Source organism: Pseudomonas vranovensis DSM 16006 (assembly GCF_000425805.1).
GTDB classification, from domain to species: domain Bacteria; phylum Pseudomonadota; class Gammaproteobacteria; order Pseudomonadales; family Pseudomonadaceae; genus Aquipseudomonas; species Aquipseudomonas vranovensis.
Map to the genome: position 1 here is coordinate 116716 of NZ_KE384457.1, position 21697 is coordinate 138412.

At 61.5% G+C, this 21697-nt stretch carries 20 protein-coding genes, 1 tRNA gene and 1 pseudogene; 12 read left to right on the forward strand and 10 right to left on the reverse strand.

Annotation, left to right across the window (positions count from 1 at the left end):
• The first annotated feature begins 110 nt into the window (after positions 1-110).
• A complete protein-coding gene (rlmM, locus tag H621_RS0124450) occupies positions 111-1175 on the forward strand; it encodes a 23S rRNA (cytidine(2498)-2'-O)-methyltransferase RlmM (RefSeq protein ID WP_028945898.1) in 1065 nt (354 codons plus the stop codon).
• Between the two features lie 97 nt (positions 1176-1272).
• Complete coding sequence (gene tusA / locus H621_RS0124455) at positions 1273-1515, forward strand: sulfurtransferase TusA (RefSeq protein WP_028945899.1); 243 nt, start codon at positions 1273-1275, stop codon at positions 1513-1515.
• On the opposite strand, the gene H621_RS0124460 is transcribed toward tusA, so the two are convergent.
• On the reverse strand, positions 1512-2909 hold the full coding sequence (locus H621_RS0124460) for an MATE family efflux transporter (protein ID WP_177431074.1): 1398 nt from the start codon (positions 2907-2909) through the stop codon (positions 1512-1514). The two genes, tusA and H621_RS0124460, sit on opposite strands and share 4 nt — an antisense overlap.
• Positions 2910-3063: 154 nt before the next feature.
• Between H621_RS0124460 and pdxB the strand changes: the two genes are divergently transcribed.
• Complete coding sequence (pdxB, locus tag H621_RS0124465; RefSeq protein WP_028945901.1) at positions 3064-4206, forward strand: 4-phosphoerythronate dehydrogenase PdxB; 1143 nt, start codon at positions 3064-3066, stop codon at positions 4204-4206.
• Positions 4207-4259: 53 nt separating this feature from the next.
• Here pdxB and H621_RS28805 read toward each other — a convergent pair whose 3' ends face one another.
• Complete coding sequence (locus tag H621_RS28805; RefSeq protein ID WP_167332141.1) at positions 4260-4436, reverse strand: PA1571 family protein; 177 nt, start codon at positions 4434-4436, stop codon at positions 4260-4262.
• 281 nt (positions 4437-4717) lie between these two features.
• Here H621_RS28805 and H621_RS0124475 point away from each other — a divergent pair, with 281 nt between their 5' ends.
• The 4 genes and pseudogenes from H621_RS0124475 to mqo all read left to right on the forward strand — a co-directional run bounded on the left by H621_RS0124475 (position 4718) and on the right by mqo (position 10248).
• Positions 4718-6490, forward strand: a complete 1773-nt coding sequence (locus tag H621_RS0124475; protein WP_028945902.1) for an ABC transporter transmembrane domain-containing protein — start codon at positions 4718-4720, stop codon at positions 6488-6490.
• 724 nt (positions 6491-7214) lie between these two features.
• Positions 7215-7373, forward strand: a pseudogene (locus H621_RS29335) (HAMP domain-containing protein); the annotation flags it as partial.
• Positions 7374-7544: 171 nt separating this feature from the next.
• Entirely contained in the window at positions 7545-8258 is a 714-nt protein-coding gene (locus H621_RS29340; RefSeq protein ID WP_413694616.1) for a methyl-accepting chemotaxis protein, read from the forward strand.
• Positions 8259-8649: 391 nt separating this feature from the next.
• Positions 8650-10248, forward strand: coding sequence for a malate dehydrogenase (quinone) (gene mqo / locus H621_RS0124485; protein ID WP_028945904.1), 1599 nt, complete (start codon positions 8650-8652; stop codon positions 10246-10248).
• A gap of 126 nt (positions 10249-10374) precedes the next feature.
• On the opposite strand, the gene H621_RS0124490 is transcribed toward mqo, so the two are convergent.
• The 3 genes from H621_RS0124490 to H621_RS0124500 all read right to left on the reverse strand — a co-directional run bounded on the left by H621_RS0124490 (position 10375) and on the right by H621_RS0124500 (position 11247).
• Entirely contained in the window at positions 10375-10749 is a 375-nt protein-coding gene (locus H621_RS0124490) for a glycine zipper domain-containing protein (RefSeq protein ID WP_028945905.1), read from the reverse strand.
• A 134-nt stretch (positions 10750-10883) separates the two neighbouring features.
• Positions 10884-10960 (reverse strand) — tRNA-Pro (locus H621_RS0124495).
• Between the two features lie 65 nt (positions 10961-11025).
• Complete coding sequence (locus tag H621_RS0124500) at positions 11026-11247, reverse strand: YgdI/YgdR family lipoprotein (RefSeq protein WP_028945906.1); 222 nt, start codon at positions 11245-11247, stop codon at positions 11026-11028.
• A 176-nt stretch (positions 11248-11423) separates the two neighbouring features.
• On the opposite strand from H621_RS0124500, the gene moaB reads away from it, so the two are divergent.
• Positions 11424-11963, forward strand: a complete 540-nt coding sequence (moaB, locus tag H621_RS0124505; protein ID WP_028945907.1) for a molybdenum cofactor biosynthesis protein B — start codon at positions 11424-11426, stop codon at positions 11961-11963.
• A 22-nt stretch (positions 11964-11985) separates the two neighbouring features.
• Positions 11986-13173, forward strand: coding sequence for a molybdopterin molybdotransferase MoeA (locus tag H621_RS0124510; protein WP_051270715.1), 1188 nt, complete (start codon positions 11986-11988; stop codon positions 13171-13173).
• Here the strand turns inward: H621_RS0124510 and H621_RS0124515 are convergent.
• Positions 13162-14409, reverse strand: coding sequence for a glycosyltransferase family 4 protein (locus H621_RS0124515; RefSeq protein WP_028945909.1), 1248 nt, complete (start codon positions 14407-14409; stop codon positions 13162-13164). The two genes, H621_RS0124510 and H621_RS0124515, sit on opposite strands and share 12 nt — an antisense overlap.
• A 66-nt stretch (positions 14410-14475) precedes the next feature.
• Positions 14476-15930 (reverse strand): mannose-1-phosphate guanylyltransferase/mannose-6-phosphate isomerase, encoded by a 1455-nt coding sequence (locus H621_RS0124520; protein ID WP_028945910.1) that lies wholly within the window; start codon positions 15928-15930, stop codon positions 14476-14478.
• Between the two features lie 262 nt (positions 15931-16192).
• On the opposite strand from H621_RS0124520, the gene yegS reads away from it, so the two are divergent.
• Positions 16193-17092: a lipid kinase YegS gene (gene yegS / locus H621_RS0124525; protein ID WP_028945911.1), complete on the forward strand. Its 900-nt coding sequence runs from the start codon at positions 16193-16195 to the stop codon at positions 17090-17092.
• On the opposite strand, the gene H621_RS0124530 is transcribed toward yegS, so the two are convergent.
• The 3 genes from H621_RS0124530 to H621_RS0124540 all read right to left on the reverse strand — a co-directional run bounded on the left by H621_RS0124530 (position 17076) and on the right by H621_RS0124540 (position 19561).
• A complete protein-coding gene (locus H621_RS0124530; protein WP_028945912.1) occupies positions 17076-17735 on the reverse strand; it encodes a response regulator in 660 nt (219 codons plus the stop codon). The two genes, yegS and H621_RS0124530, sit on opposite strands and share 17 nt — an antisense overlap.
• The gene (locus tag H621_RS0124535; protein WP_028945913.1) at positions 17732-18622 is read right to left on the reverse strand and encodes a sensor histidine kinase; all 891 of its coding nucleotides are present in this window, start codon (positions 18620-18622) and stop codon (positions 17732-17734) included. The genes H621_RS0124530 and H621_RS0124535 overlap by 4 nt, the downstream gene beginning before the upstream one ends.
• Positions 18623-19063: 441 nt before the next feature.
• Entirely contained in the window at positions 19064-19561 is a 498-nt protein-coding gene (locus H621_RS0124540) for a hypothetical protein (RefSeq protein WP_036990389.1), read from the reverse strand.
• A 346-nt stretch (positions 19562-19907) separates the two neighbouring features.
• Between H621_RS0124540 and H621_RS0124545 the strand changes: the two genes are divergently transcribed.
• Both H621_RS0124545 and H621_RS0124550 read left to right on the forward strand, forming a co-directional pair.
• Positions 19908-20843: a chemotaxis protein CheV gene (locus tag H621_RS0124545; RefSeq protein ID WP_028945915.1), complete on the forward strand. Its 936-nt coding sequence runs from the start codon at positions 19908-19910 to the stop codon at positions 20841-20843.
• Between the two features lie 45 nt (positions 20844-20888).
• Entirely contained in the window at positions 20889-21692 is an 804-nt protein-coding gene (locus tag H621_RS0124550; protein WP_028945916.1) for an MOSC domain-containing protein, read from the forward strand.
• The last annotated feature ends 5 nt before the right edge of the window (positions 21693-21697 follow it).

Sequence of the window (21697 nt, forward strand, 5' to 3'; positions counted from 1 at the left end):
GGGCGTGTCGCAGGTTCCGAACTTCCTTTATCATTCGCCGATTTACCGGCGCTGTGAATTGCGCCCGGTCAGGGTTGGGGTGTTTGGCCGCCAACCGTTCTGGAGTGAAGATGAATACCCTGTTTATGCATTGCCGGCCCGGTTTCGAGGGCGAAGTGTGTTCCGAAATCGCCGACCATGCCGCGCGGTTGAACGTCGCCGGCTACGCCAAGGCCAAGCCACAGAGTGCTTGTGCCGAATTCATCTGCAACGATGCCGAAGGCACCGAGCGCTTGATGCGTGAACTGCACTTCAGCCAGTTGATCTTCCCTCGGCAGTGGGCCCGTGGTGCCTACATCGAGCTGCCGGAAACCGACCGTATCAGCGTGTTGCTGGAATCCCTGGGCGATTACCCGGTGTGTGGCAGCCTGTGGCTGGAAGTCATGGACACCAACGACGGCAAAGAGCTTTCGACGTTCTGCCGCAAGTTCGAGGTGCCGTTGCGCAAGGCCCTGAGCAAGGCCGGGCGCTTGGTCGACGACCCGAGCAAACCACGCCTGCTGCTGACCTTCGTCAGTGGCCGGCGAGTGTTTGTCGGCCTGGCGGCAGCTGACAACTCGGCGATGTGGCCGATGGGCATCCCGCGCTTGAAGTTCCCTCGCGAAGCGCCGAGCCGCTCGACCCTGAAACTGGAAGAGGCCTGGCATCACTTCATTCCCCGTGATCAGTGGGAGGCGCGGCTGTCGGATGACATGACAGGCGTCGACCTCGGTGCAGCGCCGGGCGGCTGGACCTACCAGCTGGTCAAGCGCGGTATGTTGGTGACGGCCATTGATAACGGCCCGATGGCCGAGAGCCTGATGGATACCGGATTGGTCCAGCACCTGATGGCAGATGGCTTTACCTACAAGCCCAGGCAGACGGTGGACTGGATGGTCTGCGACATCGTCGAAAAGCCGGCGCGCAGTGCAGCCCTGCTGGAAACCTGGTTGGGCGAAGGGCTGTGCCGTGAGGCGGTGGTCAACCTGAAGTTGCCGATGAAGCAGCGCTATGCCGAGGTACGGCGCTTGCTGGAGCGGATCGAGGAGGGTTTCAAGGCGCGCAAGGTCAAGGTGTCGATCGGCTGCAAGCAGCTGTACCACGACCGTGAAGAGGTCACCTGCCACCTGCGCCGCCTGGACCTCAAACCACGGTAGGAGCGGGCTTTCCCCGCGATGAGGCCAGTGATGCCCATGAAAATTGCGGGACAAGCCCGCTCCTACCGACAATAGCTGATTGTTTCCGGAGTTCTACATGACCGTTCTCACCCCAGACGCAACCCTCGACGCCACTGGGCTCAACTGCCCGGAGCCTGTGATGATGCTGCACCAGCACGTGCGCGACCTGGCCGCTGGCGGCTTGCTCAAGGTGATCGCTACCGATCCGTCGACCCGTCGCGATATTCCCAAGTTCTGTGTGTTCCTGGGCCACGAGCTGGTCCAGCAACAGGAAGAAGCGGGCATCTACCTGTACTGGATTCGCAAGAAAGCCGACTAAGCCCGTTCAGCGCGGCGAATGTGTTTGCCGCTGCTGCGTGCCAGGCGAATCGACAGCATCAACGCTGCGCAGGTCAGGCCGGCGATCAAGCCTTCCCACAAGCCATTGGGGCCACTGGCCGGGCCGAAGTAGTCGGTCAGGCCCAGCAGGTAGCCGACCGGCAAGCCGATACCCCAGTACGCGAACAGGGTCAGGATCATGGTGACTCGGGTGTCCTGGTAACCACGCAGGGCACCGGCCGCGATCACCTGGATCGCATCGGAGAACTGATACAGCGCGGCGTACACGATCAGCATCGCGGCAATCTGGATCACTGTCGTGTCCGGGGTGTAGATCGAGGCAATCGGCTCGCGCATCAGCAGGATCAATCCCGCCGAGAAGCAGGCGAACATCAGTGCCGCGCCCAACCCAACCAGGGCGGCAAAGCGGGCCTGGCGAGGCTCACCTGCGCCAAGGGCCTGGCCGACCCGTACCGTTACCGCCATCCCCAATGAGTACGGAATCATGAACAACAGCGAGCTGATGTTCAGGGCAATCTGGTGCCCAGCTACTACGGTCGCGCCGAGGCTGCCAATCAACAGGGCAATCACGGCGAAAATGCTCGATTCTGCGAACACTGCAATGCCGATCGGCAGGCCGACGCCCATCAAGCGCTTGATCACCGCCCACTGCGGGCGTTCGAAGCGCACCAGCACGCGGCTGTTCTGGTAGGCCGGAGCCCAGCGGCTCCAGCCGGCCATGCTCAGCGCCATGAACCACATGACAATGCCGCTGGCCCAGCCGCAGCCGACGCCACCCAGCGCCGGCAAGCCGAAGTGCCCATAGATCAGCACGTAGTTGAGCGGGATGTTCAGCAGTAGGCCCAGTACACCAATCACCATGCTCGGGCGGGTACGACCCAGGCCGTCGCTGTAGCAGCGCAGTACGTAATAGAGGGCAATGCCAGGAAAGCCGAAGGCGATGCCTTGCAGGTAGCCCATGCTGGGGTCGATCAGTTGCGGGTCGACCTTCATCAACTGCAGGATCGGCTCCGCGCAAACCAGCAGGCCGCTGGCAATCAACCCGACAAGCAGTGCCAGCCACAGGGCCTGGCGCACCAGTGGGCCGATCTCGGCGTGCTGGCCGGCGCCGAAGCGCTGTGCGACCTTGGGTGTGGTGGCCAGGAGGATGCCGGTCATCAGCAGGAACACCGGAATCCAGATCGAGTTGCCCAGTGCCACGGCGGCCAGGTCACGTGGGCTTACCCGCCCGGCCATGACGGCATCGACAAAGCCCATGGCAGTAGTGGCCAGCTGCGCGACGATAATGGGTAACGCCAGCAGCAGCAGGCCGCGCAGCTCGGTACGGATTCGTGCGGCGCGGGGCAGGGTGGGAGGAAGGGTGTCGTTGGTCATCGATGTCACAAGGCAGGCGTCCACAAGAAAGTTGCGCGGAACGGCGTAGTGTACGCTTTGACGCCTCGGTCAGGAAATGCACCGGTTGGTTACCCACCTTGCTGGATTAGCCTCCGTCAAGCGCCTACACTGCGCACCCCGATAGGAGAGCGCCATGCTGATTGTTGCCGACGAGAATATCCCGCTGCTCGATGCCTTTTTTGCAGGTTTTGGCGAGATCCGCCGCCACCCTGGACGCGCCATCGACGCGGCCTGCGTGAAAGACGCCGATGTTCTGCTGGTGCGCTCGGTGACCCGTGTCGATCAGGCATTGCTCGAAGGCAGCAAGGTGCGCTTTGTCGGTACCTGCACCATCGGCACCGACCACCTGGCCCTGGATTATTTTGCCCAGGCCGGTATCGAGTGGTCCAGCGCCCCAGGCTGCAATGCGCGCGGGGTGGTGGACTATGTACTGGGCAGCCTGTTGACCCTGGCCGAACTCGATGGCGCCGAACTGCCTCGCCGCACCTATGGTGTGGTCGGAGCGGGTGAGGTGGGGGGGCGCCTGGTGAGCGTGTTGCGCGGGCTGGGCTGGAAGGTGCTGGTCTGCGATCCGCCGCGCCAGGCCCGCGAAGGCGGCGACTACGTAAGCCTGGAGCAGATTCTCGCCGACTGCGACGTGATCAGCCTGCACACCCCGTTGACTCGCGAAGGCGAAAACGCCACCTGGCATTTGCTCGGCGCCCGACAGTTGGCCGGTGTGCGCCCGGGCACCTGGCTGATCAACGCCAGCCGTGGTCCGGTCATCGATAATGAGGCGCTGCGCGAGCTGCTGCTGGCGCGCGAAGACGTGCTGGCCGTGCTGGATGTCTGGGAGGGCGAGCCACAGGTAGACCTGGAATTGGCCGATCTCTGTGTACTGGCCACGCCACACATTGCAGGCTACAGCCTGGACGGCAAGCAGCGCGGTACTTCACAGATCTATCAGGCTTTCTGTGCCTGGCGCGGTGAGCCTGCCGCGGTACAATTGGCCGACCTGCTGCCGCAACCCTGGTTGGCCGAAATTGGCCTGCAGGCCGAAACCGATCCGGCCTGGGCCTTGGCTACCCTGTGCCGCGCCGTGTACGACCCGCGCCGCGACGATGCGGATTTCCGTCGCAGCCTGAGCAATGATCCGGTCGAGCAAAAAGCGGCGTTCGACACACTGCGCAAGCATTACCCTTCTCGTCGCGAGATCGAAGGCCTGACCGTGCGCTTGCAGGGCGACGCACCGCAACTGGCGCAGATGGTTCGTGCCCTGGGCGGCGTGCTGGTCTGAATCACAGGCAACAAAAACCCGGCGTATATGCCGGGTTGAAGAATCTGGGTGGGTCAGTCTTTCTTGGCGGGTTCCTTGCGGCTCTGCTCCAGCTTCTCGCAGGCTTGCTGGATCATCTCTTCGGTGATCGTGATCTCTTTGCCATGTTGGTCAATGATCGATCCACCTACCGGCGCCTGTGGGTTAGGCGTGGTTTTTTGCTGCGTGTTACTACCCTGTTGCAAGCCCATTTCCTGTCTCCTCATCAGGTTGCAAGCTCAGACTAGATGCGCTTCGTGACCGGGCTGTGACAGCCTCTTCGGTGATCACTGTACGACCCTTCCAGTCCACCAGAAAGCCGACTAAACCTCCAGCAGTACTTTAGAACGAAACGGTCTAGCCACTTTCAGTGCGGACCTTAAAGGTTCGCATGCCCGTTCCGGATCCGACGGCCTGCCTTGCCGCGAGTTCCTTGGCGCAAGACGAGCGGTCAGGTGTAGGCTGGACGAAACTGCTGATCAACGGTCCTTTCATGCTCAATCGCTTTTCTTCCCGCCAGCGCCAGGCGCTGCGCCTGGGCTGGCGCTTCATTCGACCTTATCGCAAGCAGGTGTTGTTGGCTTTGCTGGCACTGGTGGTTACGGCGGGCATCACCTTGTCCCTGGGGCAGGGCATACGCCTGATGGTCGATCAGGGGTTCATGACCCGCTCTCCGCAATTGCTCAACCAGTCCATCGGTTTTTTCCTGATATTGGTGCTGGCGCTGGCAATCGGTACCTTCAGCCGCTTTTACCTGGTGTCGTGGATCGGTGAGCGGTGCGTGGCCGATATCCGCCAGCAGGTGTTCGACCATCTGATCTTCCTGCACCCGGGCTTTTTTGAGCGTAACCGCAGCTCGGAAATCCAGTCGCGCCTGACCGCCGATACCACCTTGCTGCAATCGGTGATCGGTTCGTCGTTGTCGCTGTTCCTGCGCAATGCCCTGATGGTGCTGGGGGGGATCGTTCTGCTGTTCATCACCAACCCCAAGCTCACCAGCATCGTGGTGCTGGCCTTGCCGCTGGTGCTGGCACCGATCCTGATCTTCGGGCGTCGGGTGCGCACGCTGTCGCGTCAGAGTCAGGACCGCGTGGCCGATGTGGGCAGCTACGTGGCCGAGACTCTGGGGCAGATCAAGACCGTGCAGGCCTACAATCACCAGGCGCGGGACCAGCAGCGTTTTGGTAGTACGGTGGAGGCGGCCTTCAGCGTTGCCCGCAAGCGCATTCTGCAGCGCGCCTGGTTGATCACGCTGGTGATCGTACTGGTACTCGGGGCTGTTGGCGTCATGCTCTGGGTCGGTGGCATGGATGTGATCGCGGGGCGGATTACGGCCGGAGAGCTGGCAGCTTTTGTGTTCTACAGCCTGATCGTGGGCGGTGCCTTTGGCACATTGAGTGAAGTCATTGGCGAACTGCAGCGCGCTGCCGGGGCGGCCGAACGAATAGCAGAGCTGCTGGCTGCACGCAGCGAAATCACCGCTCCGGCAGAGGGGGTGGAACGCACGCCGGCACGGGTCAGCGGTCATCTTGAACTGCAGGGCATCCACTTTGCCTACCCCTCGCGGCCAGAACCTGCGGCCATCGACGGTTTGAGCCTTAGCGTGGAAGCGGGGGAAACCCTGGCACTGGTCGGGCCTTCGGGGGCGGGCAAGTCGACCCTGTTCGACCTGTTGTTGCGTTTTTATGATCCCCAGCAGGGCCGCATTCTGATTGATGGCCAGGACCTGAACCGGCTCGACCCGCAGGACCTGCGCCGGCACTTCGCCCTGGTGGCCCAGAATCCCGCACTGTTTTTCGGCACCGTAGAAGAGAACATCCGCTACGGCCGCGCCGATGCCAGCTTCGAGCAAGTAGAGGCTGCCGCCCGCAGCGCCCATGCCCATGAATTCATCCTGCAATTGCCTCAGGGCTATCAGACCCATTTGGGCGATGCGGGTTTGGGGTTGTCTGGCGGTCAGCGGCAGCGGCTGGCAATAGCCCGGGCGTTGCTGGTGGATGCACCGATCCTGTTGCTGGACGAGGCCACCAGTGCCCTGGATGCCCAGAGCGAGTATCTGATTCAGCAGGCGCTGCCGACCCTGATGAGCGGCCGCACCACCCTGGTGATCGCTCACCGCTTGGCCACCGTGCAGCATGCCGACCGCATCGCGGTGATTGACCAGGGGCGTCTGGTGGCGATCGGCACCCATCGCCAGCTGATTGCCGAAAGCCCGCTATACGCCCGGTTGGCGGCGCTGCAATTCAATGTCATTACGGATTTGTGACAGGGTTCCACAGGCTGTCACATTTCTGTAGCAATCCCCTGAGAGTATCTATCCCAGCTGTTGCGTAACGCTCGAACTTGGCTGCTATCGACCGATGGCAGCTTTTTTTTCGCCTGTTGCTCCCTATCTTCTTGTACCGAGATTCCTTCCGATGTTGCGTAAATCCCTCAGAGTGCAAATTCTTGCCTTACTCGGTGGCAGCCTGTTGGCGATACTGCTGATCGCGCTGGTCTGCTTTCAATTGCTGTCGTCCAGTGTGCGCGGGTATGGGCAGTTGATTGACGGACCGCTACAAGCCTCACAGTTGATCGATGAGGCCAACTTGCAGTTCAAGGTTCAGGTTCAGGAGTGGAAGAACATGCTGTTGCGTGGTAAACAGCCGGCCGAACGGGATAGATACTGGCAGCAATTTCTCGCCCGTGAGCAGCAGGTACAGCGCATTCTCGAGCAATTGATCCAGGGTAGCGATGCGACGCTCAGGGCGCGCGCCGAGCAGTTGAAGGAAAGCCACCGCCAGCTCGGGCAGGCTTATGAGCGGGGGCGGCAGGCATTTCTTGCCGCGGGCGCCGATCCCGTGGTCGGCGATCAGGCTGTCAAGGGTGTGGACCGCGCCGCCAGTGAGCAAATGAGCACACTGGTCAGTCAACTGCGCAGCGAAGCCCAGGCTCGCGCCCATGCTATCAGCCAGTCGGCAGAGCGTACGGTGTGGCTGGGGCTGCTGGTGATGTTCGGCTCGGCGTTGCTGGTCGGCCTGCTCAGCCTGTGGCTGGTGAACCGTAGCCTGATCGAGCCGATCCGTGGCTTGATTGAATATGTCGCGCAGTTGAGCCAGGGGCGTTTCGAGGCGCACGTTCCCAGCAATCGCCAGGACGAGCTGGGCCGCTTGGCGGTCGCGGCCAACACCTTGCGTGATTTTCTCGCCGATACCATCGTTCGCTTGCAGGACAATGCAGGCGAGCTGGAAACCGCCAGCGGCGAATTGCGCATCCTTGCCGGCAGCATGGCCCGCGGCACCGATGACCAGTTCCAGCGCACCGACCAGGTAGCCACGGCGATGCATGAAATGTCGGCCACTGCCCAGGAAGTTGCGCGCCATGCCGCGGAGGCTGCGCGTGCGGCCGATGACGCCGATCACAGTGCCCAGGCAGGCAAACAGGTGATGCAGGCCACGATCGCCACCATCGCTACGGTCAATCAGGAAATTGCCGGCACGGCGGCGGTGATTCGCCACCTCGAGGCTGACAGCGCCCGGATCGGCAAGGTGTTGGAAGTGATCCGCGGGATTGCCGAGCAAACCAACCTGCTGGCGCTGAATGCTGCCATCGAGGCGGCGCGCGCAGGGGAGGCGGGTCGCGGCTTTGCTGTGGTCGCCGACGAGGTGCGCAGCCTGGCCCAGCGCACGGCGGCCTCGATTGCTGAAATCAACCAGATTATCAGCGCGGTACAGTCCGGTGCCCTGGAGGCGGTCAAGGCCATCGAAAGCGGTCAGCAGCGTAGCGAGGAGGGGGCCGAGCAGGTGCAGCATGCCGGCCAGATGCTGCAACGCATTACCGTGGCCGTGGAAGCCATTCGCGACATGAACCGACAGATAGCTACCGCCGCTGAAGAACAGACCAATGTCGCCGAAGACATTTCTTGCAATCTGGTGGCAATCACCCGTATCGCCACCGCCAACCAGCAAGCCGTGCAGCATGCCGAGCAGGCGGGACATCGTTTGCATGGCTTGTCGGGGCAGTTGGGCGAAGTGACTGCGCGGTTGAGTGCCTGATCAGGCAGGGGGAAATCCGCCACATTGTTGGTCCCGAGGCCATAGGCGTGGCGGAATGTCGCCAATAAAACCGATAAATATGGGGTGCGACGACTCGTCCTAGCTATTAGCCCTTGGTATTGCAAAAGTTGGCCTGCTTTGTGCTTATAGGCGGGTAGGCCTATGCCTCGCAAGCACCCGGCGGCCATCTGTACAGCCAACCGTCAGGGTGACGACCGTTCCCGATCCATCGAACAACCCCAGCCGCCAACCCTAGCGCGTGCGTTCAGGCCAGTTGCCTGAGTGCCGGGCCCAGCTAAGCTTTGGTCTGCGCGAGCGACAACAAGAATCCGGGCGTGCACAACGGGACCAGCGGTCATTGCCAATTACTTCACCTCAATTGGATTGAATTATGAAAAAAATCCTGCTGACGCTCCTGTGCCTGAGTGTCATCGGCTGCTCCAAGCCCAGCGAGCCAGAGAAAACCGTAGACGTGCTGTTGATCGGCGGCGGCATCATGAGCGCAAGTCTCGGTACCTACCTCAATGAGCTGGAGCCGGGCTGGTCGATCGACATCTACGAGCGCCTGGACAAGGTCGCCGAAGAAAGCTCCAACGCCTGGAACAACGCCGGTACCGGTCACTCCGCGTTCTGCGAGCTGAACTACACCAGCGAAGGTGCCGACGGCAAGATCGACATCAGCAAAGCGGTCGGGGTCAACGAGCAGTTCGAAATCTCCAAGCAGTTCTGGGCCTATCAGGTCGAGCAGAATGTGCTGAGCAACCCGAAATCGTTCATCAACAACGTTCCACACATGAGCTTTGTCTGGGGCGAGAAGAACGTCGAGTTCCTCAAGAAGCGCCATGAAGCCCTGCAGCACAGTTCACTGTTCCGCGGCATGGAATACTCCGAAGACCACGCCCAGATCCAGAAGTGGGTGCCGGTCGTGATGGAAGGCCGTGCTGCCGACCAGAAGATTGCCGCAACCCGCATGTCGATTGGTACCGACGTCAACTTCGGCGAGATCACTCGCCAGATGATCGCTTCGCTGACCAAGCACGACAACGTCAAGCTGCACGTGCAGCACGAAGTGCGCGACATCGTGCGCAATGCCGACAACACCTGGACCGTGGTCGTAGCAGACCTGGCCAACAAGGGTGTGGAGCGCAGCGTGAAGGCCAAGTTCGTCTTCATCGGTGCCGGTGGTGGCGCCCTGAAACTGCTGCAGAAGTCGGGCATTCCCGAGGCTGATGGCTACGCAGGCTTCCCGGTAGGCGGCCAGTTCCTGATGACTGACAACCAGGACATTGTTTCCCGCCACAAGGCCAAGCTGTACGGCAAGGCTTCGGTCGGCGCGCCACCGATGTCTGTTCCGCACCTGGACACCCGTGTGATCGACGGCAAGGAAGTGTTGCTGTTCGGCCCGTTCGCCACGTTCTCCACCAAGTTCCTGAAGAACGGTTCGCTGCTGGATATGTTCGCGGCGCTGACCACCCACAACATCCTGCCGATGACGCATGCGGGTATCGACAACATCGACCTGAGCACCTACCTGATGGGTCAGTTGATGCTCAGCTTCGAAGACCGCATGGATGCCCTGCGCGAGTACTACCCGAATGCCAAGGATCAAGACTGGAAGCTGCTGCAGGCCGGTCAACGTGTTCAGGTCATCAAGAAAGACCCGGTTCACGGCGGCGTGCTGCAGTTCGGTACCGAAGTCGTAGCCTCCCAGGACGGCACCATCGCCGCGCTGCTGGGTGCATCGCCAGGCGCCTCGACCGCTGCACCGATCATGCTGACCGTGCTGGAGAAGACCTACAAGGATCGCATCAAGACCCCTGAGTGGCAGTCCAAGCTCAAGGAGATCGTTCCGACCTACGGCCAGAAGCTCAACAACAACCTTGAGCTGACCAACAAGACCCGTGAATGGAGCAGTTCGCGCCTGGGTCTGCTGTATGTTCCCGTACAGCCGGAAGAGACCGCTGCGGTACAGGCTGAGCCTGCACTGTAAGCATCAGCGTCGGTAGAAACGAACAACCCCCTTTGCAGGGGGTTGTTTAGTTTCCGGGCCTTGAAAGCATCGCGGGGCGAGCCTGCTCCTATCGGTAGGCGCGGGTTTGCCCTGCAATTGACGCTATCAGTGACGCTTCTTGCGATGGTCATCGGCCAGGTTGTTGCCCAGTGCGCCACCGGCCGCGCCGCCCAGGCCGGCACCAATGGTAGCGCCGGTCTTGCCACCGAGCTTGTTGCCTACCAGCGAACCACCGGCCGAACCCAGGCCGCCACCAATGGCTGCCTTGGTCTTGTTGCCTTTCTTCGCGGCCATGGCACTGCCCGTGGCACCGCCGACGCCGGCACCGATCGCGGCACCGGTACTGCCGCCGAGCTTCTGCCCGACCACGTTCCCCAGTGCACCACCCAGGCCACCGCCAATAGCAGTCTGGCCATCGCCAGCCACGGCGCCGTGTGCGCACAGCAGGCCCAGGGTCAGGGCGGCAAGAGTCTTACGCATGTGAATCAACCTCAAAGTTCGAAAGGCGCGCATTCTGCTGGCACCGTCGTCGCGGCGCAATGCTGGCCAGTGCAGTTTGTGGAATGACAGGCACGAAAAAGCCCGCATCAAGGCGGGCTTTTCGTTGAGCGGTCTGGTCGGAGAGACAGGATTCGAACCTGCGGCCTTCTCGTCCCGAACGAGACGCGCTACCTGGCTGCGCTACACTCCGATGGAGAAAATATTACTCAAAATTTTCTCCCGGGCAAGCCCCCTTCAGGAGGCTTGGCGCAGGTTTCAGAGGTCCTTGACGGTACGCACCTGATCCTTGTTGATACGGGTTTGCTTGCCATCAAGTTGTTCGAATTCGTAGAAACCCGACTCCTCATCGTACTGCGGCGTGTCGACTGCCTGGATTTCTCGCCCGTCATTCAGGGTGATGACGGTCGGTGATGCACAGCCGGCCAGGGTGCCCAGACCCAGGGCGAGCAGGAAAGCGGGAAGGGTCCGTTTAATCATGGTGTTTCTCCAGTTAAGGATGGTGCGTATTGTTCTTCAGACGCAGGGTGGCTGCGCAAGTTCCTTGTCGATTGCAGCATAGCGGTTGCCAACCGATAGTGACGGGCAAAAATCCTGCGAGGGGCTGTGATATAAATTCGTCCCATACTCCCTACCACTCATGGATTCAAGGTCTGATGAAAGCCAAGGCAGATACCCCTTTCGTGCCGCTGAACATCGCGGTGTTGACGGTCAGCGACACCCGTACCCTGGACACCGACACCTCCGGCCAGATGTTTGTCGATCGACTCACCGAGGCCGGCCATGGCCTTGCCGCACGGGTGTTGCTCAAGGACGACCTGTACAAGATTCGCGCCCAGGTGGCCACCTGGATTGCCGATGAACAAGTGCAGGTGGTGCTGATCACTGGCGGTACCGGGTTCACCGGTCGCGACAGCACCCCGGAGGCGGTCGCTTGCCTGCTGGACAAGCAGGTCGAGGGGTTCGGTGAGCTGTTCCGCCACATCTCTGTGGCGGATATCGGCACCTCTACCGTGCAGTCCCGTGCCCTCGCAGGGCTGGCCAACGGTACTCTGGTTTGCTGCTTGCCAGGTTCTACCAATGCGGTGCGCACCGGCTGGGACGGAATCCTTGCCGAACAGTTGGACGCTCGTCATCGTCCTTGCAACTTTGTCACCCACCTGAAGCAGGCCGAACCCTGCGCGACTCGTGGCTGAGGCGCCTGTGAACAGAGCCTTGATGCCGGTCGAGGATGCCCTGGCGCAATTGCTGGCCCTGGCAGAAGCAGCGCCGATCGTTGAGGTCGAACAGCTGGCGCTGGCAGAGGCTGAAGGCCGGGTGCTGGCCCGGGAACTGGTCGCAGGACTTGACCTGCCGCCCTGGCCGAACAGTGCCATGGACGGTTACGCCCTGCGTCTTGCCGATTGGCAGGGCGAGCCGTTGCCAGTCAGCCAGCGGATTTTTGCCGGGCACGCCCCGCAGCCGCTCGAGCCAGGTACCTGTGCGCGGATTTTCACTGGCGCGCCACTGCCGCCAGGCGCCGACTGCGTCGAGATGCAGGAAAACGTCGAGGTCCAGGCCGATCAGCGCGCACGTTTCACCGAGCCGCTGCGCGTCGGCCAGAATGTTCGCCCGCAGGGCCAAGAGGCTCGCAAGGGCGAGTCGGTACTGGCCGCCGGTACGCGCCTGGGGCCTATCGAGTTGGGTCTGGCTGCCACGCTCGGGTTTGCCGGGCTCACAGTGGTGCGCAAGGTCAAGGTGGCTGTGCTGTCTACCGGCGATGAACTGGTTGAGCCGGGCTTGCCGCTTGGGCCTGGGCAGATTTACAACAGCAACAGGCGTTTGCTGGTGAGCTGGCTGCAACGCCTGGGATGCGAAGTGATCGACGCCGGTATTCTTGCCGACGACCTGCAGAAAACCCGGGATTGCCTTGCCGGCTTGCAGCACGTCGACCTGATCCTTTCTACCGGAGGCGTTTCGGTCGGCGAGGCCGACTATCTGGGGCTCGCCCTGCGCGAAGCCGGTGAAATTGCGCTGTGGAAACTGGCGATCAAGCCCGGCAAGCCGCTGACTTTCGGGCACTACAACGGTGTGCCGGTCATTGGCCTGCCGGGCAATCCAGCCTCGACGCTGGTGACCTTCGGGCTGCTGACACGTCCCTATCTGCTGCGCCGCCAGGGTGTGGTCGATGTGGCGCCGCTGCAGTTTGCAGTGCCTGCGGGTTTCGACTGGCCGGTTGCCGGCAATCGCCGCGAGTACCTGAGAGCACGCCTGGAGCAAGGGCAGGCGCTCATCTACAAGAACCAGAACTCGGGTGTATTGCGCAGTGCCGCGTGGGCCGAGGGCCTGGTGGAGGTCCGTGAGGGCACTACACCGACCAAGGGCGACAGCGTGCAGTTCATTCCCTTGAGCGAGCTACTCGGCTGAACGGCTGAGCAGGCCGTTGCTGCTCGGCTCGGCACGTATCGGCGCACGCTGACTCAGGCGCGCATGTACGTTTTCGAGCTGCGCGGCAGCAATGCTCCAGTCATGGCGATCATTGACGAACTGGCGCGCCGCCTCTGACAGTTGGCGCATGCGCCAGGGCTGATTGAGCAATTGGGTGATCAGCAGCGCCAGTTGATCGGCGTCGTCGCTGCCCAGGTAGTGCTCGCCCAGGTTCACTTGCAATCCAGACACGCCCTTGAGCGTAGTGACGACCGGCAAGCCTGCCGCCATGGCCTCCAGAACTTTGATTTTCGAGCCGCCGCCATAGCGCAGTGGCGCGAAGAAAATTGCTGAATGGCGCTGAAGCTCGCGCAGATCAGGCAGATACCCGACCCATTCGATCCGCGGATCGGTCCAGCGTGACTTCCAGCTTTCTGGCAGCCCATACCCAACCACGGCTAGGCGCACTGCCGGATTGCTCTGCCACACCTGCGGCAGGATGTCTTCGAGCGCCCACTCAACCGCTTCCAGGCTTGCGCCATGCTCGAAATTGCCGACAAACAATAGCCGCTGACTGTGCGGCGAGGGGTGAATGTCGTGAAAGTGCGCGCAGTCGACACCGTTGATCACCAGCGAAGCGGGGTTGCCGGTCATCTGGCGGATGTGTTCGGCATCGGAGGGGCTCACTGCTACCACTTCGCGGGCCTGGCCCAGCACACGGCTTTCCCAGTGCCGATAGCGCCAGCGGTCGAAGGCATTGAAGGGGCGCAACCACAGCGGCAGACGGTCGTGACAGGCATCGCCTGCGGCTGATTCGATCGTGTGTTCGCTGAGCACGAAGGGCAGGCCGCGGGCTTGCAGGGCCCTCTCGAATGGCTGGAAGCTGTAGCTGTGTTCGATCTGGATTACATCCCAGTGCTCGTCCAGCAGGTGCTCGAAGCAGTGGCGCAGATGCGGTGCCAGGCCGTTGACGCTGGCCCGCATGGGGTAACCGACGTACAGCGCCGCGAGGACATTCAGCGGGCTGTGCAAGGGCCGCCTGGGCAGCACGATCAGGCGTTCGAGCAGGGGCTCGAGCGCTTGGCGCGCCGCTTCGCTGGGTGGGATCTTCGATTGCACCAGCAAGGTGATCTGGTGACCGCGCTGCGCCAGGCTGCGCAGCAGGTGATATTGCCGGGATTTGCCGCCGCTGGTGGTCGGCCAGGGCAGGTAAGGCAGTGTCCAGAGTACGCGCATGACCCCTTTCCTCTGTTACCGGGCCGGTGACGACGACATGCAGATAACAAGGACGCGCCCGGGGTGTCAGCCGATGGCTGGCTCCCGGGCGCGTCCGTAGCTATCAGTAAAGCGCACGATGTCGTCCTCGCCCAGATATTCGCCACTTTGTACTTCGATCATGACCAGGTCGATCACGCCGGGGTTGGTCAGGCGATGTACCCGCCCAGGCTTGATGAAGGTCGATTCGTTGGTGTCGAGCTGGAATTCCTTTTCGCCGTTGGTCACCCGGGCTGTGCCGCTGACCACAATCCAGTGTTCGCTGCGGTGATGGTGCTTTTGCAGTGACAGTGACGCTTGCGGGTGGACCATGATGCGCTTGATCTTGAAACGCGGGCCTTCCTCAAGAATCGTGTAGGTGCCCCACGGTCGATCGACAGTGCGGTGCAGGCGATAAGCCGCATGGCCCTGATGCTTCAACTGCTGGGCAATCACCTTGACCTCTTGGCTGCGCGAAGCGTCGGCCACCAGCAAGGCGTCGGGTGTATCGATGATGATCAGGTTGTCCAGGCCCACGCCACCTACCAAGCGGCGGGGCGAGTCGATGTAGCAATTGCGTACATCGTGCAGCACGGTTTCGCCGTTGCAGCGGTTGCCCTGAGGGTCGGCGGCTTGAAGCGCGCGCACGGCCTGCCAGCAACCGATATCGCTCCAGCCAAGCGTTGCCGGCAGGACGGCAACCTGGTGCGAACGCTCCATCACGGCATAGTCGATGGAAATGTCCGGCACTGTCTCGAACGTTGTCGGGTCGAGCTCCAGTTGCAGTTCACCCAGGCCCTGCTTGCACGAACTGTGTTGCAGGCAGTGGTTGACGGCGGCCAGTACCTGGGGGGCGTGGCGCTCAAGTTCGGCGAGAATCGCATCCACGCGCATGCAGAACATGCCGGCATTCCACAAGTGTTGACCGCCCCGCAGGTACGCTCGGGCTCGCTCGGCGTCGGGCTTTTCGACGAAGTGCGCGACCTTGTAGCCAGGGCCGGCCAGTGGCTGGCCTTTTTCGATGTACCCAAACCCGGTTTCCGCACGATCCGGTACCAGGCCGAATGTGCTCAGCCAGCCCTGTTCCGCTAGCGTGCGGGCATCGCCGATGGCGCGCTCGAAGGCATCCAGGTCGGTGATCAGGTGGTCGGCCGGCAGCACCAGCAGGTGGGCGTCCTCGCCGTAGAGGCTGGCGCAGTGCAGGGCTGCGGCGGCGATGGCGGGTGCCGTGTTGCGTCCGAATGGTTCGAGGATAAAGTCCAGGTCCAGGCTGGCCGGGTTGACCTGGCGATACTCATCCAGTGTGCGGAAGTACACCTCGCGGTGGGTCACCGTCAGCACGCGCTCGACGCCGGGCAGGTTGCTGGCGCGGGCAAAGGTTTTTTGCAGCAGGCTCTGACCATCGGGCAGGCGCATGAAAGGCTTGGGCATGGTTTCGCGGGAAACGGGCCAGAGCCGAGTGCCGGCGCCACCGGCGATGATGCAGGGAATCAGAGCGCTCATCTAATGGCCTTGAAGTCGGTGCACTGGAGCTACAGTGCAGTAAGAAAATTCTGTATTTGAGTGTCAATAAAATGCCACTCTTATTGGTTGTATTAAGTATGGCCAATAATTTGTCGAGTGCTGGGTGCAAATGGCCATGTTTACAATTTTGCTGCATGCAGGCGCCTGGGAATTATCCGTTACATCGGCAATCAGGTGTGCAGCATTCACGTGTTTGTGTCGGTCCAAAGGCGCTCGAGGCATCTAAAACGTGGGGAAGACAATGGCGCAGCGCAAGGCTTTGATGATCCTGCACGGCAAGCAAGCCATGAACGAGGACGTGCGGGCGGCGGTTGGCGCCATGCGCGAGCGTGGCTGGCAACTGGATGTACGGGTGACCTGGGAGGGGGGCGATGCCGCCCGTCTGGTCGAGGAGGCGCTGGCGGCAGGATATGGCCAGCTGGTGGCGGGCGGCGGTGATGGCACCTTGCGCGACGTTGCCGAGGCCATGGCCCGGGCGCGCACTGAGGCCAGCCTGGTGCTGCTGCCCCTGGGTACGGCCAATGACTTTGCCCGGGCCGCTGGCGTACCGCTCGAACCGGATCAGGCGCTGGCGTTGCTGGAGGTGCCCGCCAGAGCGATTGATCTTGGGCAGGTCGGCGAGCAGGTCTTCCTCAACATGGCCACGGGCGGGTTCGGCAGCCAGGTCACGGCCAATACGTCTGAAGACCTGAAAAAGGTATTGGGTGCGGCGGCCTACCTGTTCACCGGTTTGTCTCGCTTCAGCGAGCTCAGTGCGGCGTCGGTGGAGTTGCACGGACCAGACTTTCAATGGCAAGGCGACTTGCTGGCCCTGGGGATCGGCAACGGCCGGCAGGCAGGGGGTGGGCACGTGCTGTGCCCCGAGGCGCAGGCGGATGACGGGCTGCTGGATATCAGTATTCTGCCGGCCCCCCAGGAAATGGTCAGTACCTTGCGCAACCTGCTCAGCGATGGCCTGGGCCTTGAGAACATGTTTGTGCGTGCACGCCTGCCCTGGGTCGAGATCAAGAGCTCGCAAGGCCTGGACATCAACCTGGACGGTGAGCCGCTGCAAGGTGAGAGCCTGCGCTTTGAAGTGCTGCCAGCAGCGCTGCGGGTACACCTGCCGGCCGGTTCGTCGTTGCTCAGTCGTCGAGGCTGATGATCTGTTCGCGTACGGCAAACAGCACCAGGCCTGCAACGTCGTAGATCTGCAGGCGTTTCATGATCTGTGAGCGGTGGGTTTCTACCGTCTTGATGCTCAGGCCCAGCCCGTGGGCAATTTCGCGGGTGGACTTGCCGCGCACGATCAGGCGCAGGATCTCCAGCTGGCGCGCTGTCAGGTTGTGGTTTTCGCTGGCGGGTGGTTTGTTGGTCTGGGCGCGCAGCAGAGCCTGGTTGATCACCGTATGGGCAATGGCCGGGCTCAGGTAACGCTCGTTGCTGCGAAGCGCCGCCAGCGCTTGTTCCAGTTCGGTGGCCGTGGTGTCCTTGAGCAGATAGCCATGGGCGCCGCTTTCCAGGGCCTGCATGATCAGCTCGGGATCGGTGTGCATCGACAGGATCAATACCTTGCTGCGACATCCGCTGGCGCGCAGGCAGCTGAGGGCTTGCAAGCCGCTGGTCGAGCGCATGGAGATGTCCAGTAGCACAATATCCGGGTCCAGTTGCTCGACCAGCTCGATGACCTGGTTGCCATCGTCGCCTTCGCCAATCACTGTATAGCCGGGAATGTCCGACACCAGGGCGCGGACGCCGGCGCGTATCAGTGAGTGGTCGTCCACCAGCAGCAAACTACAGGTCATGGGGCGGTACTTGTCTTGGCGCGTTCGAGGGTGCGCGGTGGCCAGGGAAACAGGGCCTGGATCCGGGTGCCTTGGCCAGGCTGGCTACTGACCGACAGCTTGCCACCGAGCAGGCTGGCCCGCTCGGCCATGCCGGCCATGCCTCGCTGTCCTTCGTCGGCGGGGTTGCTGGCAGGCGAAAACCCCTGGCCGTCATCGTTGATCCTTAATGACAGGCCTTCAGGCAGGCGCTGGATACAGACCAGCAGATTACTGGCGCGGGCATGGCGCAACATGTTGGTTACCGCTTCCTGGGTGATGCGAAAGGCTGCGATGGCCATATCCTCGGGAACACCCCCCAGGCGTTGGCGGCACTCCAGGCTCCAATTGACGTTGGTGTTCTCCAGGGTCCGCAGCAAGTGTGCGCGCAAACTGGCTTCCAGCCCCAGGCTGGAAAGCTGGCGAGGGTTGAGTATGGCCGAGACGTCGCGCACGTTGGCCAGGGTGTCATCCAGCGTGCTGAGCAGGGTGCTGCATTGCGCTTGCAGCTCGTTCGGCGCGCGCCGCTGCAGCCAGCTGGCCTGAAGTTTGGCTGCAGTCAGCAACTGGCCGATTTCGTCGTGAAGTTCACGGCTCAGGCGCTGGCGCTCGTTCTCCTGGACTTTGAGCAGGCGATCGGCAAGTTCGGCCGGGCGCAGGGCAATGGTGCGTGCCCAGTGGCGCAGGTGCCAGCCGATGCTCAACATCGCCACCACGTGCACGGCCATCACAGCGGCAGTCATCGGTTGGCCGGCCAGATACAGCACCAGGTTGGCGACGATCGAGGCCAGGCACAAAAGCGCGGCCGACCAGCGCATCAGGGCGGCCCCGGGACGCCAGTGCGTGAATGTCTTGAGGCTTGTGAGCATAGGAAATGAAGCCACTGAAATTTCGCTGTCGAAGTCTTGCAAGGGTCAAGCTAGAGGCGTTGCCGTATTGTCTTGATAATAGTTGACGGTCGTTGCCGGGCGCGTTCATGAATGCTTGTGACAAGGTAAGAAATCGAAGAGATCGGTCAACCCAAGTGTAAAAGTCATCCAGCGGTGCGCATGGTATCACTTCAAGTAAAAATGGTCGCGGACTCCTGTAACTGTCTGAATCATCAGGTTTTACGGGGTGGTAAGGGGGGCAGGCACGCGTAAGGGTCTAGCACTTTGCCATCAGCTGGAAGTGCAAGAAACATTTACAAGATAAATTAAATCAGCAGTTTCACCAGCGCGGGAAAGTCATCGGCGTGCAGTAAAAGTTCTAGCTTAGTATGCGGCGCACAATACGCTGGACTGCGCTGGTAAATAGTTTGCTAATTTCACTTAGTTGGCCGTAGTTGAGCGCTCGATAGCCATCCTGGGCACTTGGGCAGGGTGCTCGCAGGGGGACATGATCAAGGTGCAGGAGGCGCAGGCTTGAGAAGGGTTCAGGGCGCTTGCCAGGTTGTCCAGCAGCACCACTTGCTCCTCGGTGTCCAGGTTCAGGCGACCGGTTCGCGGATCCACCAGCTCCAATTGCCAGGCCAGCAGCGTCAAGCAATCTTGAATGGCTGTGAGCGCACCTTCGGGCAGGTGTATCGGTGTCTGCGCAGACACCAGCAACTGTTGCAGTTGCTGGCAGTAGCCGGCCACTTCAAGCAACCCCAGTTCCTGGGCACGGGCAACCAGAGTGGCGAGGGTATCCTTCAGGCAGTGGCAGGCATCCGGATCGTTGTCGATCAGTTCCAGGTGCTGCAGGCACTCCTCGGCCTTGGTCAACAGGACCTGGGCATCCACCAGAAAATCCTGCAGGGCGCTGCTGTTCAGTGAGTCGATAGTCATCATTTGGCTCCAGCACACAAGGCTGGAGCAAGGATTGGCGACAATGCGGCGATCGCTGACAAAAGCCTGACTCCGTTCATGCAATGAGAATGGCGTCACATTAATGGCTAATGGATATCGCGAACATCAGGTCCCGCCCGATTGTCACTAGGGGTTTCCCTGATGGGGTGTTTTGATCGCGACCCTTTAGAGGCAATCGCGACAGGCAGGCAGTGAGCGCAGTAAAGCATGATGGTAAAATGACATCAATGCTCGGCAGCGCATTTTCTACTGGGGTCAAGCTGCGTGCGATCTGGCCGATACAGGGCCATTGGATTCATTTTTTAGAACACCTGGGGGTTCTTCAATGGCTGGCATTCTCGACACGGTAGACCAAAGAACGCAGCTGGTGGGTGAGAACCGGCTGGAAATCCTGATGTTTCGCCTGGCTGGCCGTCAATTGTTCGCGATCAACGTGTTCAAGGTGCAGGAGGTGCTGCAGATGCCCAAGCTGACCTTGATGCCGCAACGGCACCCATTCGTGTGCGGCGTGGTCAACCTGCGCGGGCAGACTCTGCCGGTGATCGATCTTTCGCAAGCCATCGGTATGCGTCCGATTGCGCCCGGTCCAGGCAGCACCATCATCGTTACCGAGTACAACCGCTCGGTGCAGGCGTTTCTGGTAGGCGGGGTCGACCGTATCGTCAACATGAACTGGGAGGCCATCATGCCACCGCCTTCCAGTGCCGGTCGCCAGCATTACCTGACGGCAATCAGCAAGGTCGACGATCAGTTGGTGGAAATCATCGACGTTGAAAAAGTGCTGGCCGAGATCGTGCCGTACAACGCCAGGGTCTCGCGTGAAAAGCTCGAGGATCCGGTGATGGCCCGTGCCCGTGGGCGTGAAGTGCTGCTGGTGGATGACTCTTCCGTAGCCCTGGCCCAGCTGCGCGATACCTTGTCGCAACTGGGTGTGAAAATGCATGTTGCCAGTGACGGTCTCAAGGCTCTGCGCCTGCTCAAGGGTTGGGCAGATGCCGGGGAAAATGTTTGCGAGAAGCTGCTGATGGTCTTCACCGATGCCGAGATGCCGGAAATGGACGGCTATCGATTGACCACCGAGATCCGCAATGATCCGCGCCTGCGTGCGTTGTACGTGGTGCTGCATACTTCATTGTCCGGCAGCTTCAACGAGTCGATGGTAAAGAAGGTCGGCTGTGACAACTTCCTCTCCAAGTTCCAGCCCGACAAGCTGGTCGACGTGGTGCGCCAGCGCCTGATGCTGGATGAAGTGACGGCCTGAGTCGGTATAAGCTAGGTCTCCGACCCTCAAGCAAGGCTGCTCGAAATGCGTCTGAGTGCTCTGTACCGCTACCCGCTCAAGTCCGCACGCGCCCAGGCGCTGCAATCGTCCCCGCTGGATCTGCTGGGATTGAGCGGAGACCGTCGCTGGATGCTGGTGGAGCGCGACAACGGACGCTTCCTGACCCAGCGTGCCTATCCACAGATGAGCCAGCTGTCGGCGGCATGTGCCAATGACGGCGGGCTGGTCCTGGACGCTCCGGGGCGCGCGTCGCTGCAGGTGCCGGTCCCTGAAGGTGACAGTAACCTGCGTGGCGTCCTCATCTGGCGCGACACCTTGCGCGTGCCGGATGCCGGTGACGAGGCGGCGCAGTGGCTCAGCGAATTCATAGGCAAGGATGTCCGCCTGGTCCATGTACCTGAGCAGCGCACACGCTTTTTGCCCAATGGCTACGGCCTGAACAGTGATCGAGTGGCCTTTGCCGACGGTTTCCCCCTGTTGCTGATCGGCCAGGCATCGCTCGATGACCTGGTGCAGCGTGTTGGTCGCCCGCTGGAGATGCTGCGTTTTCGTCCCAACCTGGTGGTGGAAGGCGCTTCGGCCTTTGCCGAAGACGGCTGGAAGCGCATCCGTATCGGCGAGATGGAGTTTCGTGTGCTCAAGCCATGTGAGCGCTGCATCCTGACCACCATCGATCCGCAGACTGGTGAGCGCAGTGCCGACCGCGAACCCCTGGCGACGCTCAAGACGTACCGGCAGAAGGAAGGGGATGTGCTGTTCGGGCAGAACCTGGTGGCTGATGGCAGCGGGGTGTTGGAGGTGGGAATGGCGGTGGCGGTGCTGGAGTAGGCTGT

Coding starts and splice junctions, on each gene's coding strand:
- rlmM (WP_028945898.1), top strand. CDS start 111: ATGAATACCCTGTTTATGCATTGCCGGCCCGGTTTCGAGGGCGAAGTG.
- tusA (WP_028945899.1), top strand. CDS start 1,273: ATGACCGTTCTCACCCCAGACGCAACCCTCGACGCCACTGGGCTCAAC.
- H621_RS0124460 (WP_177431074.1), bottom strand. CDS start 2,909: ATGACCAACGACACCCTTCCTCCCACCCTGCCCCGCGCCGCACGAATC.
- pdxB (WP_028945901.1), top strand. CDS start 3,064: ATGCTGATTGTTGCCGACGAGAATATCCCGCTGCTCGATGCCTTTTTT.
- H621_RS28805 (WP_167332141.1), bottom strand. CDS start 4,436: ATGGGCTTGCAACAGGGTAGTAACACGCAGCAAAAAACCACGCCTAAC.
- H621_RS0124475 (WP_028945902.1), top strand. CDS start 4,718: ATGCTCAATCGCTTTTCTTCCCGCCAGCGCCAGGCGCTGCGCCTGGGC.
- H621_RS29340 (WP_413694616.1), top strand. CDS start 7,545: ATGCATGAAATGTCGGCCACTGCCCAGGAAGTTGCGCGCCATGCCGCG.
- mqo (WP_028945904.1), top strand. CDS start 8,650: ATGAAAAAAATCCTGCTGACGCTCCTGTGCCTGAGTGTCATCGGCTGC.
- H621_RS0124490 (WP_028945905.1), bottom strand. CDS start 10,749: ATGCGTAAGACTCTTGCCGCCCTGACCCTGGGCCTGCTGTGCGCACAC.
- H621_RS0124500 (WP_028945906.1), bottom strand. CDS start 11,247: ATGATTAAACGGACCCTTCCCGCTTTCCTGCTCGCCCTGGGTCTGGGC.
- moaB (WP_028945907.1), top strand. CDS start 11,424: ATGAAAGCCAAGGCAGATACCCCTTTCGTGCCGCTGAACATCGCGGTG.
- H621_RS0124510 (WP_051270715.1), top strand. CDS start 11,986: ATGCCGGTCGAGGATGCCCTGGCGCAATTGCTGGCCCTGGCAGAAGCA.
- H621_RS0124515 (WP_028945909.1), bottom strand. CDS start 14,409: ATGCGCGTACTCTGGACACTGCCTTACCTGCCCTGGCCGACCACCAGC.
- H621_RS0124520 (WP_028945910.1), bottom strand. CDS start 15,930: ATGAGCGCTCTGATTCCCTGCATCATCGCCGGTGGCGCCGGCACTCGG.
- yegS (WP_028945911.1), top strand. CDS start 16,193: ATGGCGCAGCGCAAGGCTTTGATGATCCTGCACGGCAAGCAAGCCATG.
- H621_RS0124530 (WP_028945912.1), bottom strand. CDS start 17,735: ATGACCTGTAGTTTGCTGCTGGTGGACGACCACTCACTGATACGCGCC.
- H621_RS0124535 (WP_028945913.1), bottom strand. CDS start 18,622: ATGCTCACAAGCCTCAAGACATTCACGCACTGGCGTCCCGGGGCCGCC.
- H621_RS0124540 (WP_036990389.1), bottom strand. CDS start 19,561: ATGACTATCGACTCACTGAACAGCAGCGCCCTGCAGGATTTTCTGGTG.
- H621_RS0124545 (WP_028945915.1), top strand. CDS start 19,908: ATGGCTGGCATTCTCGACACGGTAGACCAAAGAACGCAGCTGGTGGGT.
- H621_RS0124550 (WP_028945916.1), top strand. CDS start 20,889: ATGCGTCTGAGTGCTCTGTACCGCTACCCGCTCAAGTCCGCACGCGCC.